Origin of the sequence: uncultured Martelella sp. (genome assembly GCF_963677965.2) — a bacterium.
Taxonomy (GTDB): domain Bacteria; phylum Pseudomonadota; class Alphaproteobacteria; order Rhizobiales; family Rhizobiaceae; genus Martelella; species Martelella mangrovi.
The window spans coordinates 137,027-149,983 of sequence record NZ_CAXXFM010000003.1; the positions used below are offsets into that span (position 1 = coordinate 137,027).

Consider the following 12,957-nt stretch of genomic DNA (forward strand, 5'->3'; position numbering starts at 1 on the left):
TTAGTCAGGCAATTGCCGGCCTCAGTGCCGGCAGGGCAATGTCGGCGAGCGTCTTGCGATCACACTCGGCCAGAAAGGCCGCTTCAGCAGCGGCAAGTGTATGCTTGAGGCGGCAGACCGGCGTGACGCTGCAATCACCGGCCGGTGAAAAACACTCGACGAGAAACTGATCCTCCTCGAGAAGCCGAATGATCTCGCCAAGTCCGATCTCGGAAGTCGGACGTGCAAGGATCGCCCCACCGCCTGATCCCCTGCGGGTATCGACAATGCCGTGATGGGCAAGCCGCTGCATGATCTTGTTGAGGTGGTTGCGGGAGACCTTGAACTCCTCGGCGATCTCGGCCGTCGAGAACACCCGCTCCGGCTCACTTGCCATCCGCATGAGGGCGCGAAGCCCGTAATCCGTAAAACTCGTTAATCGCATGATCCGCCATAAGCTTTAATTGGCATTTAAAATACCAATTAAAGCTTATGGCGTCTGCTTGCAACAGCGAACTTCACCATGGTGGACAATTCCAGGCCAGATAGTGCAGGGAAAGCGACGAGGCGGAAAACGTGCTCACCAATATGCGGAGAGACCGGTCCGCCGCCTTAAAGTCGCATGTCGAGGTTGACGGGAATGGCCATCTGCCGTCGGAAGGCTCGGCGATTTTCATCCCCGGCAACCTCCCCCACGCTGTGCACACGAAACCAACAGCACGACTGCTCTTCATATTCGCTGCCGACAGCTATGATGAGGCGCACTATGTCTGTCTGGATGTTTCCCGACCGGTCGCATGCCAGGGTCGAATAAATTGTCCAACACAACACTTGCCGCCCATTCCAGCCTTCACAGCAAGACTCTGTCCATTTGCACCCTAAACTTTTTCCCGCGCAATCAACATGCAGGTCAGTGGTTCGCCGTGGTGACAGCGGCGGCCTGCGCAACAGTCGATGCGTTCCCTGAGTTGCTGCGGCGAGCCTGCTTCCCTTTCTTGCCGGCCAGATGGGCCTGCTTCTCCTCGCACCCTGCAACGGAAGGGTGCGTGCCGACGCATCTGTTCACGACGGTCAGATTGCTGAGATGAAGCTATTGCCAGGAATTGCTGTCGGACATCATGGACCAGACCGTAACGAAAAGCGCGGCAATCAACGGACCGACGACAAAACCGTTTATCCCCATGAGCGCGATACCGCCGAGTGTCGATACCAGGATCAGATAGTCCGGCATTCGGGCGCCCTTGCCGACGAGAGGCGGCCTGAGCAGGTTGTCGACGAGGCTGATGACCAGTATTCCCGTCGCAAGCAGAATGAGCCCTTTGATGATTTCCCCTGAAAGCAGGAGATAGCCGGCAGCGGGCACCCAGACTGCGGCAGCACCAATCACCGGAAGCAGCGACAGAAACGCCATCACGACACCCCAGAGCAGCGCGCCGTCCATTCCCAGAAGCCAGAAGACGGTTCCGCCGATCATGCCCTGAACAAGAGCGATCACGACATTGCCCCTGACTGTCGCGGTGATGACCTGGGAGAATTTGTCGAGAAACTGCTCTGTCTGATGCGGAGTGAGCGGACTGGCCTTTCTGACCGTCGTCGACAAGGCTGTACCGTCGCGCAGCAGAAAAAACAGGATATAGAGCAGAACCCCGCCATTGGCGATCATCCGGACCGCGCTCTGGCCGATTCCGAGGGCCTGCGGCGCCGCCCATTGCGTAGCCTCCACCAGCGCCGCGTTGAGGCGATCCTGCAATTCCTCCAGAGAACCGATACGGATGAAGTCAAATGCTTTCAACACATAGGGCGGCGCCCTCGCGCGGACGCTTTCGAAAGTTGCAGCCAGATCGATATCATGCATGGACATCCAGCGATAAAATCGCGCAGCTTCCCGTGCAACGGCAATGAAGATCAGGGCTGACGGAATGAGGACGACGCAGATGCAGACAAACAGACCGATGCTGGCGGCAATATTCCTGCGCGGCTGCAGGCGGGCCGTGATCACGTTCTGAAAAGGATGGAACAGGATTGCAAGCACCACCGCCCACAGGATCGCTCCATAGAAGGGGCGCATCAGCCAAATGAAAGCACCCGACGCTATCACAGTCAGGATCACAAAACTCACCTGTTGAAGCTGCCTTTGCTGCATCGCGCCGCCCATCGCCGATCGTGGGTTGTCACTGAGGTATTTCAGTAGACATGCTATCAGAGAACGAATGGGAATTTGGATATTTTGTCAGGCATCATGTCCTGCTGCTTTAGCAATATCTTTTCGATCCCACAGGCGACAGCACCCTTGTCCCTTACCGCTTCGCACTGCAGATCAAGGCGCTGCTCCGGCATGGGTGGTCGAGGACCAATCATGATCGCGGCTACAAGCCAGGCCAGCAGCGCCGGAAAGCGATGAGCTTCGCCAACTGGCCTTCACGTCGGCCCAGGCTTTGCAGCTATCGCATCAACGGTGCCGGGAGCCGCTCAGTCGCGGCGGCGGGCAGCGATCGCCAGCCGGGCCTGGCCGAAAAGAAGCGGCAGAAGGCTTGCGGCCGCCGCCAGCGCCAATCCCCCCATGCCGGGCGCGGAAAGCCTCAGGACTGACGAAAGCTCCGGGAGCCAGAGCGCCGCGCCGATCAGCAGCAGGCAGAGCGCAAGGGCACCCCAGATGAAAGGATTCCGCGTCACATCGTTGGCAATCAGCCGCGTGCCGGGTGCGCGGACGTTGAAGACGTTCCACAGTTGCGCGAGCGCCAGCGTCAGGAAGGCAACGGTCACGGCCTGATCCACGGAGAGCCCCAGCATGTAGGGCGCCAGCATGAACGCGGCCAGCGTTGCGATGGTCTGCGCCGCGCCAAGACCTGCGATCCATAACCAGTCGGACCGGCCAACGATGGGTTCGGACGGATCGCGTGGCCGGCGCCGCATCTCGCGTCCGTCGCCCTGCCCCAGCCCCAGCGCGAAGGCGGGAAACACATCCGTCACGAGATTCAGATACAGAATTTGCAGCGGCAGCAACGGCGCCGGCAGCCCCGCGCCCACGGCAATTGCCACGACCAGAACCTCGGCGAGATTGCACGACATCAGGTAGACGATGAATTTGCGGATGTTTCCGAAGATTACCCGGCCGAGGCGGATCGCCTCGACGATCGTGGCGAAGTCATCGTCTTTCAGCACCATGTCCGCGGCCTCACGAGCCACCTGCGTGCCCCGAAGGCCCATGGCGATCCCGATATCGGCTTTCTTCAGGGCCGGCGCATCGTTGACCCCGTCGCCGGTCATCGCGACGACCTGCCCATCCTGCTGGTGGAAATCGACGAGCGTCAGCTTTGTCTCGGGCGCGATGCGGGCAAACACCTCGGCAGCGCGCAGCCGCGCCCGGCCGTCCTCCGCCGTTCCGCTCGGATCAAGACCGTCCAGTTCGTGCCCTTCGATCACGGTCGAGCCGTCTTGGCCGATACCGGCGTCGGATGCGATCCGCGACGCCGTCGCGGCATGATCCCCTGTAATCATGACAACCCGCACGCCTGCTTGCCGACAGGCGGCAATGGCCGGCGGAACATTGGCGCGAAGCGGATCGGCGAAGCAGATCAGTCCGATCAGCGTCAGCCCGTCATAGGGTTCTGCTTCGGCATCGCTCTCGATCTTCATTGCGAGCCCCAGCGTGCGCAACCCCTCGCCTGCCACGCGGGCATTGCGCCGGTTCCAATCCGACTTCTCCGCTTCGCTCAGATTGCGTGGTCCGTCGGGGCCGAGAACCTGCCCGCAGGCATTGATGATCGCCTCGGGGGCGCCCTTGACTGCAAAGAAGGCGCCGTCGGGTTCTGTGTGAACGGTCGCCATCATCCGCCGCGCGGGTTCGAAGGCGTGGTAGGCGAGCCGCTCCTCCAACAGCGCCAGTCCGGCAGCGTCGGCAGTCCTGAGCAAGGCCAGTTCCATCGGATCGCCCGTGCCGCCTTCGCCCCCGTGTTCCAGTTCTCCGGTCGTGCAGAGCGCACCGGTTTTCAAGGCAAGCCGCACGGCCGCATCATCTGCATCGGGCGGAAATTCGCCATCCTCCAGCAGGACGCGGACAACGGTCATCCGGTTTTCGGTGAGCGTGCCGGTCTTGTCGGTCAGGATGAGCGTCGTCGCCCCCAGCGTTTCGACCGCCGAAAGACGCCGGATGAGGGCATTTCTTCGGGCCATCCGCCACATGCCGCGCGCCAGCGACAGCGTCGCCACCACCGGCAGCCCTTCGGGAATCGCGGCCACCGCAAGCGCAACGCCGGTCTGCACCATATCGGCCAGCGCATGGCCGCGCAGAACCCCGGCCAGCGCCGTGCCCGCGGCAAGTATCACCGTCAGCCAGATCAGGACCCGGCCCAGCCGCTCCAGGCGAACCTCCAGCGGCGAGGATTGGGCCTCCGCCGTCTCGACCAGTTTGCTGATCCGCCCCAGTTCGGTCGCCATGCCGGTTGCGGCGACGATGGCCTCGCCCGCCCCTTGCGTGATCGCCGTGCCCTTGAAGACCATCGGCGTTCGTTCTGCGAGAATTGTCTGCTCGGCGACGGGCTTGGGACTTTTGGTCACCGGCGCGGCCTCCCCGGTCAGCACGGACTCGTCGGCCTCCAGATGCGAGGCTTCGGTCAGACGAAGATCCGCCGTCACCACGTCACCGCCTTCCAGGAGCACCACATCGCCGGGAACAAGATCGCGGGCGTCGACCATCCGGATGAGGCCGTCCCTGCGCACGCGGGTGCGCACTTCGGCGATCTGAAACAGCGCCTCCATCGAGCGGGCCGCTCTCAGTTCGGTGAAGAACCCGATCGCGCTGTTCAGCAGCAGGACGATGGCGATGGCGGCTGCCTCTGCATGGTCGCCCAGCATCAGCGATACCATCGCCGCGGCGGCAAGCAACCATACGATCACGCTTCGAAACTGGTGAAGCAGGATCGCCACCGCACTTCTCGGCTTCTGACGGCGCAGCCGGTTCGCACCGTGGGACTTGAGCCGTCGCGCGGCCTCGGCCTGTGACAAGCCTGTTTCGGGCGTGACCGCCAGCCGTCGGGCAAGCGCGGCTGCCGAAAGCCCGTGCGGCGCATCGGAGAGCGTCAGGTTCGGTGATTGCCCCATCAGGTCCGGGCTCCCAGGTTTCGATCAGTCATAAGCTGGATACTGCCCCCTCACAAGATCACGCGCCTTCCGCCATCCCCTGCACTTTCATCTGCCGGATTATCGCCGCACCGCAAAGAAGCCGGCATTGACGAGAGTCATTGTATCGTGCCGCGAACCTGACAAAATGCGCGATGCGATTGGGCGCGCATCCGGACAAGACAGGAACGCCAATCCTGTTTCCGCGAACGACCTTGTCCGCGCGGACCAGAGAACGGAGGCACAAGATATCATGCGAGCGATGGTCCTGGAGAAGCCGAACGCCCCACTGATCCCGCGCGATCTGCCAATTCCGGCCCCGGGGCCGGGCGAGGTGCGGCTGAAGGTCGAGGCCTGCGGCGTCTGCCGCACCGATCTGCATATCCTCGATGGAGAACTGTCCGATCCGGCACTACCGCTGGTGCCCGGGCACGAAATCGTCGGGCGCGTGGACGCGCTTGGCGCGGAGATCGAAGCTCCAGCACTGGGCCAGCGGGTCGGGGTGCCTTGGCTTGGCCGGACCTGCGGGTCCTGTCCGCATTGCCGCGCACATCGCGAGAACCTTTGCGACGCGCCGGAATTCACAGGCTATACCCGCGATGGCGGCTATGCCGAATACTGCATTGCCGACGCCGCCTATCTCTTTCCTCTGCCCGACGATGCGGACCCCGTGCGGCTGGCGCCGCTGCTGTGTGCGGGACTGATCGGATACCGCACGCTGAAACTCGCCGGTCCCGCCGACCTTATCGGGCTGTATGGCTTCGGGGCGGCGGCACATATCCTGTGCCAGCTTTGCGTTTGGCAGGGCAAGAAGGTCTATGCCTTCACGCGGCCCGGCGACGAAACGGCGCAGGCTTTCGCCCGCCGCCTGGGCGCTGTCTGGGCAGGCTCGTCCGACGACACCCCGCCCGAACCGTTGGACGCCGCGCTGATCTTCGCGCCGGTCGGCGCGCTCATCCCAAAGGCGCTGAAGGCAGTGCGCAAGGGCGGCAGCGTCGTTTCGGGCGGCATCCATATGAGTGACATTCCCGCCTTTCCCTATGCCGATCTCTGGCATGAACGGATCATTCGCTCGGTAGCGAATTTAACCCGTGCCGATGGCGACGAATTTCTGCCGCTGGCCGTTGAGGCCGGTATTGAGACCGAAACCACGATCTATCCCCTGGAACAGGCCAATCGCGCGCTGGACGATCTTCGCTCCGGGCAGTTGACCGGCGCCGCGGTGCTGGTCCCGTGACGGCGGCCCGGCTCTCGACGGCCACAAGCTCCCCCTTCGGCCACTGCGTCATCGGCCCCGTGACGTCCGCGTCCGGAACACGCGAAAGCGTCGGTGCCTCGGACCCGTTCCTCCGGCCCAGACATATTGACTAATATCAATGACGGCTGACTGCACGACTGACAGGCTGCGCCCCGATCTGGATGAGGGAGAGGAATGTGGCAGAGCATCTGATCTGGTACGAAAAACTGCGCCGTGGCGATGTTGCGGTCGTGGGCGGAAAGAATGCCTCATTGGGCGAGATGATCTCGACCCTCGGAGCGAAGGGTATTCGCGTGCCGCAGGGTTTTGCGACGACGGCCGACGCCTATCGGTGTTTCATTGAAGCCAACGGTCTGGAACAAGTCATCGCGGAACGCGTCAAAGCCCTCGAGGAAGGTCGCACAACGCTCCATGAGGCCGGAACGGCGGTCCGCACCGCAATAATTGCCGGCGAATGGCCGAAAGAAACGGCCGAAGCGATCCGCGCCGCCTATAGGGAACTGGCGACGCGCAGCGGCCGCACCGAACCGTCGGTGGCCGTGAGGTCTTCCGCCACAGCTGAGGACCTGCCGGACGCAAGCTTTGCGGGACAGCAGGAGACTTTTCTCAACGTCGCGGGCGAGGCAGCGTTGCTCGATGCCTGCCGCCGGTGCTACGCGTCGCTGTTTACCGACCGGGCAATCGCCTACCGCTGGATCCAGGGCTATGGCCAGACCGAGATAGCACTGTCGGTCGGCGTCCAGCTCATGGTGCGCTCCGACATCGGCAGCTCGGGCGTCATGTTTTCGATCGACACGGAGACCGGCTGCGACCGTTTCGTGCTGATAAACGGCGCATGGGGGCTGGGTGAAAACGTTGTACAGGGCGCGGTGGATCCGGACGAATTCCAGGTCTTCAAGCCGTTTCTGGACGATGCAGGGCGGCTGCCAATCGTGGCCAAGACGCTGGGCGCGAAAAAAATCAAGATGATCTACGGCGGGAGAAGTGAAGCGGCGACGCGAAATGTGCCGACCGCACTGGTTGAACGCGAGCGCTTCACGCTGAGCGACGAAGAGGTCGTGGAACTGGCCCGTTACGCGAAAACCATCGAGGCGCATTACGGCGTCGCGATGGACATGGAATGGGCCAAGGACGGCGAGACCGGCGAGCTGTTCATCGTTCAGGCGCGCCCCGAAACGGTGCAGTCGCGCAAGGCCGGCGCGGTTTTTCAGTCGTTTGACGTCACACCCGCCGGCAATCTGCTGGTGGAGGGCCTCAGTGTCGGCAACGCGGCGGCGACGGGCCGGGTCTGCCTGATCCGCTCGGCGGACGAGATCGATCGCTTCGTCGATGGGTCGGTGCTCGTCACCTCGACAACCGACCCCGACTGGGTGCCGATCATGAAGCGCGCCGCGGCCATCGTCACCGACCACGGCGGACGCACCTCGCACGCCGCCATCGTCAGTCGTGAACTGGGGCTCCCGGCAGTTGTCGGCACCGGCGATGCAACCCGTCTGTTACATGACGGTCAGGATGTCACGGTCTCCTGCGCCCAGGGTGAGACGGGGGCTGTTTTTGACGGGCTCGGACAGGTCGACGTCAGCGACATTTCGCTTGAGGACGTGCCAGAGACGCGAACCGGCGTGATGCTGAATGTCGCCAATCCGTCAGCCGCGGTCCGGTGGTGGCGGCTTCCGGCCGACGGCGTCGGACTGGCGCGAATGGAATTTCTGGTCAGCAACGAAATCAAGGTGCATCCCCTGGCCTTGCTGAACCCGGAGAAGGTGACCGACGCCGATGAGCGCCATGCCATCGACCGGCTGATACGGGGATATCCGGATGGGCGCAGCTACTTCACCCAGCGCCTTGCTATCGGCCTGGCCAGGATCGCCGCCGTCTGGCACCCGAAACCGGTGATCGTCCGGCTGAGCGACTTCAAGTCGAACGAGTATGCCGACCTTCTGGGCGGCCGCCACTTCGAGCCTCGGGAGGAAAACCCGATGATCGGCCTGCGAGGGGCGTCGCGCTACTATTCGGCATTCTACCGCGACGCGTTCGCGCTGGAGTGCGCCGCTCTGAAGGCGCTGAGGGACGACATGGGCTTCACCAACGTCATCGTCATGGTTCCCTTCTGCCGTTCGCCCGAGGAGACCGACAAGGTGCTGGAGGTCATGGCCGAGAACGGGCTCCGCCGCGGCGAAAACGGTCTCCAGGTCTACGTGATGACCGAAATTCCGTCGAACGTGATCCGGGCGGGAGAGTTCGCCGAGCGGTTCGACGGGTTCTCGATCGGGTCGAATGACCTGACCCAGCTCACGCTGGGCGTCGACCGCGACAGCGAGGCGCTGGCCGAGGTCTTCCGCGAGCGCGACCCGGCGGTGCTCTGGATGATCGAAACCGCCATTCTGCGCGCGCGTGAGTCCGGACGAAAGATCGGGCTGTGCGGACAGGCGCCCAGCAACGATCCAGAATTCGCAAAGCTGCTGGTCAAGGCCGGGATCGATACGATCTCCGTGACGCCGGACAGCTTTCTGGACGTCAAACGCAATGTCGCGCTGGCGGAAAAGGAGATGGAAGCCGCACACGAGCGTGCGCCGAACCAAAGCGCAACGCCTCCCACGGATTGAGGCCGTTTTCTGCCTTCCCGTAGGCGGCCTCATCCATCAGCAGAATTCCCCTTTTGGGGAAGGCGCAAGCGAGCCGGAGGCAAGGATTCGTATGTTTGCGGACAGACATGAGGCCGGTGAGGCGTTGCTGAAGCGCCTTTCGCCGCTCGATCCCGAAAACACCGTGGTCCTGGCGCTTCCGCGCGGCGGCCTGCCGGTCGCTGACGTGATCGCCGAGGCCCTCGCCTTGCCGCTCGACATCGTGCTTGTCCGCAAGGTCGGCGTTCCGGGGCAGCCGGAATACGCCGTTGCGGCCGTGACCGACGGGACCAGCCCGCGGATCACCATCAACGAGGATGTGGCGCGCGTGACCGGGCTCCACGACGCGGATATCCGAAGACTCGCCGAGCGCGAACTGCCGGAACTGCGCCGCCGCCGGGACATCTATCTCAAGGGGCGGCCACCGGTGCCGCTTGCCGGCAAGACCGTCGTGGTGGTCGACGACGGGATCGCGACGGGCGCGACCATGCGTGCCGCCCTTCGAATGGTCCGCGACGCAGGTCCCGCGCACGTGATCGCGGCCCTTCCGGTAGGCCCGGCGGAAACAATAGCGGAACTCCGGCAGGACTGCGACGAGGTGATCTGCCTCGATTGCCCGGCCTCATTCCGGGCGGTCGGGCTGCATTATCGCAATTTCGATCAAGTGACGGACGCAGCGGTGTCCGAGATCATCGAGCGCCATGCGCATCGGCGCACATCCCCGGTGACGTAACCGGACAGATGCAGCCTCGCCGGACCGGGCTCATGCACCGCGTCGCGGATCATTCGAGAAGCGGCCACGGATCGCGCGGGAGTTCATGAGAGGACACTCGGCGCGAGACATGCGCATTCATCACCGGAGCACCCGGGACGCGCCGCCGGCAACTGCCCCGAAAGGCGTTGCATTGGCGGCCATCGACATGGTCTCAGCGATCAATACGCCTTGCGCTCAACAGATCCTTCAGCGTGGCAACAATCTCGAGCTCGTCCTCGTCGGCCGCTCTCGCCAGGGCCTCGACGTCCCGGATCAGAATGCGGTCGGGTTCGAGGATGTCGATATATCGTTGATCGCTGAGCGAATGCAGGGCGCGGGAGATCGATTCGGGCCGTGTGCCGAGAAGGTGGGCCAGATCGATCCGGCTGATCGGTATCGTGACCTCGATCCCTCCGGTCCCCGGTTTCAGAAGAACATGACCCACGCCGCGAAACCGCGAACACATCAAGAGCAGGAATCCGGAAACCCGGCCGACGACCTTCTGGTTCGACAGAATAATCATCCATTCCCGCGCCCGATCGAGTTCGTTGATGATGTTCAGAAGGACAGCCCGCTCAAGGTCTGGCGACCGTGTCAGCAGCGCCTCGAATGCCGCCCGGGGGAAGGAGCAAAACTCCACATCCGTCGCAGCCTCGATGGAAAACTCCAGCGGACCGTCGAAAACCCTGCCGAACATATCTCCCGCGACCAGAAGCCCGACGATATGCCGACGGCCGTCGGTCAGCGTTTTCTCCATGCGCAGAATGCCCGACAAGACGAAACCGATGAAATTGGTGGGCTCATCCTCGTGCAAGACAACCTGCCCCGCGCTAACGCATTTTGCGCGACACATCGCATTCAATGCTTCCCGTGTTTCAGGTCGAATTTCCTTCAACACCAATGATTTGGCCAAAACGCGGAGCATCTCTCCTCACTTGATCTCTCTGCCACGCCCCGGACGCCCGCCATCGTTTGACCGAAGTAACGAACGCTCCATCCGTATTGTCGTTTACGAGTATTCTTTAAACATTAGAGCAGAATTGCGGTTTCTACAAAAAGAGCCGGATCAGAGCCCTCGTTGATAGCTATCAATGACCGGCATGCGTGCATTCACTTTAATCCAGAATACCTGGTATTGTACTCACGGAGGGTGCAATGACACGACAGAAGACATGGGCTCTTGTAAGCAACGGTGTTCATGCCCGCATCCTGCGGGGGCTTGAGAGCGGCGCTCTCGAAGATCCGATCGAACTCGTCAGCAAGGCGGCCTCGACGCATCTTCGCGAGATCCTCTCCGACAAGGCGGGGCGCAGTTTCGCATCGGACGGCAGTGGACGACGTTCGGCGATGGAACCCGGATCAGACCCGATCACGCGTGACATGCAGGATTTCGCCCACGAAACACTGAGCACTCTGGAAACCCATCTTCGTGCCGGGCGCCTGACCCGGCTGGCCATATTCGCCGCACCAAAGATGCTGGGGGTCTTGCGCAATGAAATGTCCGCATCATTGCGCGCTGCGGTGATCCTCGAACGGGACCTCAATCTGATAAACCTGTCCGAGACGGACCTTCGGGAAGCCGTAATCGAAGCCCTTCGCGAGGAGCCATTGGCATGACCCGGAACGCGTCTGGCCGGGGAACGGACGATCCTCGGCCCCATGCCACGACCGCCCTGCTTGCCGACGAACGATGCAAGGGTTGTCTGCTACATGGCTCACGGCTCTGTAACTCCATCCGTGCCGAATATCCTTTCGGCTGCGGTCAATCGGTGTTGCGCCGCTATGGCCGGGGACAGCAGATCGTCGAACAGGATGCGAGCGGCAGCTTTCTCGGTGTAATCCGGAGCGGCTTTGTACGAAGCTCGGTGATACGCGTAAACGGTGAGCGCATCATTCTGGGTCTTTCCATACCGGGAGATATCGTGGGCGGAGTTCCCGGACGGACATTTCCCTGCGATCTTGAGGCCGCCACCGACGTTGAGCTCTGTTTGTACGACCGGGCAACCGTGCAGCGGCAGATGCGGACCAACCCGCATTTCCGAAGATTGATATTCAGCGAGATGAGCCAAAAGCATGACCATCTTCTCGGCTCGCTCTGGCGGTATGGCACGTTGAACAGCCGTGAGAGGATCATGGCGTTTCTCGTCAGGGCAGTCGAGATCATGCCGACCGAAGCGCTGCCGGACGGAAGCCTGATCCTGAGAATGGAAATCGAGCGACGGGACTGGGCGGATATAACCAATACCGCCGTCGAGACGATCAGCCGGACCTTGCGTCACCTCGAAGAAAAGGGGCTGATCACCAGCCTTACGCCCTACAGGTTCCGGATCCACAACCTGCATCGGATGGCGGCCCTGGCCAATGTGGAACTTCCCGCCCGACAGCGGTGCGGGCGTGATCGACTGACAGAGGGGGGAGCTTCGAATTCCGTCGGTCGAATGACAGCCGTCAATGCGTTAGCAGCTCGTCCCAATAGATTTGACGCCGTTATGAAACCTGTGACCGCGTCGACAAGCGACCGTAGCGGAAGGAGGCTGCGAAATGGCCAAGAAGAAATCAGGAATTGAAGTTCAAAGAGAGACAGCGCCGGCAAGCACCGAGGGGTGGCCGTCCATGCTCTCGCTCAGAAACGAAATCGACCGGCTATTCGACGATTTCGGCGTCGGCCTGTGGCGGCAACCGCTGGCGCGCCGGATGCATGCTTTGCGCCCGGCGGGCCGCGAATGGCTCCCCCAGCCCGCGACCGAATTCGTTGAATGCGACGGCGAATACCGGATTACGGCCGAGCTGCCGGGCATGTCGGTGGACAATATCGACATCAAGCTGAACGATGGATCGATTACCATTCGCGGCGAGAAATCCGAGGAAAAGAAAGAGGAAAAAGAGGACTATCTCGTCAGCGAACGGCACTATGGCGAGTTCCAGCGCACCCTTTCCCTGCCCGCCGGCGTCGATGCGGACGCCGTGAAGGCGGACTTCGCCAACGGCGTGCTGACTGTGACGCTGCCGAAAAGCCCGGAAGCAAAGCAGAAGGAACGCAAGGTGGAGGTGAAATCCGCCACCTGAGGCGACGCCCCGTTCCGTCCCCGCGCCTCTCCTGCCAAAGAGGCGCAGCTTTGCCCCGGCAGCGTGTCCCCGACCGGTCCCCGGACGGCCCCGCTGCCGGGATTTTCTTTTGATTGACTGCTATCATCGAAGCCGAATGCCCCGCATTCCTCAATATC

General features: G+C 62.4%; 10 protein-coding genes. 6 read left to right on the plus strand and 4 right to left on the minus strand.

The window, feature by feature from the left end:
* Window positions 1-4: 4 nt before the first annotated feature.
* The 3 genes from ACHZCU_RS19940 to ACHZCU_RS19950 all read right to left on the minus strand — a co-directional run bounded on the left by ACHZCU_RS19940 (window position 5) and on the right by ACHZCU_RS19950 (window position 5,079).
* Window positions 5-424 (minus strand): Rrf2 family transcriptional regulator, encoded by a 420-nt coding sequence (locus ACHZCU_RS19940; protein WP_106305853.1) that lies wholly within the window; start codon window positions 422-424, stop codon window positions 5-7.
* Window positions 425-1,069: 645 nt separating this feature from the next.
* Window positions 1,070-2,089 (minus strand): AI-2E family transporter, encoded by a 1,020-nt coding sequence (locus tag ACHZCU_RS19945; RefSeq protein WP_319520265.1) that lies wholly within the window; start codon window positions 2,087-2,089, stop codon window positions 1,070-1,072.
* Between the two features lie 359 nt (window positions 2,090-2,448).
* Window positions 2,449-5,079: a cation-transporting P-type ATPase gene (locus tag ACHZCU_RS19950; protein ID WP_319520266.1), complete on the minus strand. Its 2,631-nt coding sequence runs from the start codon at window positions 5,077-5,079 to the stop codon at window positions 2,449-2,451.
* Window positions 5,080-5,350: 271 nt separating this feature from the next.
* Here ACHZCU_RS19950 and ACHZCU_RS19955 point away from each other — a divergent pair, with 271 nt between their 5' ends.
* The 3 genes from ACHZCU_RS19955 (at window position 5,351) to ACHZCU_RS19965 (ending at window position 9,712) form a co-directional block, all read left to right on the plus strand.
* Window positions 5,351-6,334, plus strand: coding sequence for a zinc-dependent alcohol dehydrogenase family protein (locus ACHZCU_RS19955; protein ID WP_319520267.1), 984 nt, complete (start codon window positions 5,351-5,353; stop codon window positions 6,332-6,334).
* Window positions 6,335-6,516: 182 nt separating this feature from the next.
* Window positions 6,517-8,961 (plus strand): phosphoenolpyruvate synthase, encoded by a 2,445-nt coding sequence (gene ppsA / locus ACHZCU_RS19960; RefSeq protein ID WP_319520268.1) that lies wholly within the window; start codon window positions 6,517-6,519, stop codon window positions 8,959-8,961.
* 91 nt (window positions 8,962-9,052) lie between these two features.
* Window positions 9,053-9,712: a phosphoribosyltransferase family protein gene (locus ACHZCU_RS19965; protein WP_319520269.1), complete on the plus strand. Its 660-nt coding sequence runs from the start codon at window positions 9,053-9,055 to the stop codon at window positions 9,710-9,712.
* Between the two features lie 193 nt (window positions 9,713-9,905).
* On the opposite strand, the gene ACHZCU_RS19970 is transcribed toward ACHZCU_RS19965, so the two are convergent.
* Window positions 9,906-10,658, minus strand: a complete 753-nt coding sequence (locus ACHZCU_RS19970) for a Crp/Fnr family transcriptional regulator (protein ID WP_319520270.1) — start codon at window positions 10,656-10,658, stop codon at window positions 9,906-9,908.
* Window positions 10,659-10,888: 230 nt separating this feature from the next.
* On the opposite strand from ACHZCU_RS19970, the gene ACHZCU_RS19975 reads away from it, so the two are divergent.
* The 3 genes from ACHZCU_RS19975 to ACHZCU_RS19985 are packed head-to-tail and all read left to right on the plus strand — an operon-like array spanning window position 10,889 to window position 12,799.
* Window positions 10,889-11,350 (plus strand): host attachment protein, encoded by a 462-nt coding sequence (locus tag ACHZCU_RS19975; RefSeq protein WP_106305871.1) that lies wholly within the window; start codon window positions 10,889-10,891, stop codon window positions 11,348-11,350.
* A complete protein-coding gene (locus tag ACHZCU_RS19980; protein ID WP_319520271.1) occupies window positions 11,347-12,300 on the plus strand; it encodes a Crp/Fnr family transcriptional regulator in 954 nt (317 codons plus the stop codon). The genes ACHZCU_RS19975 and ACHZCU_RS19980 overlap by 4 nt, the downstream gene beginning before the upstream one ends.
* Complete coding sequence (locus ACHZCU_RS19985; protein ID WP_319520272.1) at window positions 12,275-12,799, plus strand: Hsp20/alpha crystallin family protein; 525 nt, start codon at window positions 12,275-12,277, stop codon at window positions 12,797-12,799. Before ACHZCU_RS19980 ends, ACHZCU_RS19985 begins: the two co-directional genes overlap by 26 nt.
* Window positions 12,800-12,957 lie beyond the last annotated feature (158 nt).

Excerpts from the sequence above, each read along its gene's own strand:
- ACHZCU_RS19965 (WP_319520269.1), top strand. The coding sequence starts at position 9,053 with ATGTTTGCGGACAGACATGAGGCCGGTGAGGCGTTGCTGAAGCGCCTT.
- ACHZCU_RS19985 (WP_319520272.1), top strand. The coding sequence starts at position 12,275 with ATGGCCAAGAAGAAATCAGGAATTGAAGTTCAAAGAGAGACAGCGCCG.
- ACHZCU_RS19940 (WP_106305853.1), bottom strand. The coding sequence starts at position 424 with ATGCGATTAACGAGTTTTACGGATTACGGGCTTCGCGCCCTCATGCGG.
- ACHZCU_RS19950 (WP_319520266.1), bottom strand. The coding sequence starts at position 5,079 with ATGGGGCAATCACCGAACCTGACGCTCTCCGATGCGCCGCACGGGCTT.
- ACHZCU_RS19975 (WP_106305871.1), top strand. The coding sequence starts at position 10,889 with ATGACACGACAGAAGACATGGGCTCTTGTAAGCAACGGTGTTCATGCC.
- ACHZCU_RS19980 (WP_319520271.1), top strand. The coding sequence starts at position 11,347 with ATGACCCGGAACGCGTCTGGCCGGGGAACGGACGATCCTCGGCCCCAT.
- ACHZCU_RS19955 (WP_319520267.1), top strand. The coding sequence starts at position 5,351 with ATGCGAGCGATGGTCCTGGAGAAGCCGAACGCCCCACTGATCCCGCGC.
- ACHZCU_RS19970 (WP_319520270.1), bottom strand. The coding sequence starts at position 10,658 with ATGCTCCGCGTTTTGGCCAAATCATTGGTGTTGAAGGAAATTCGACCT.
- ppsA (WP_319520268.1), top strand. The coding sequence starts at position 6,517 with ATGAGGGAGAGGAATGTGGCAGAGCATCTGATCTGGTACGAAAAACTG.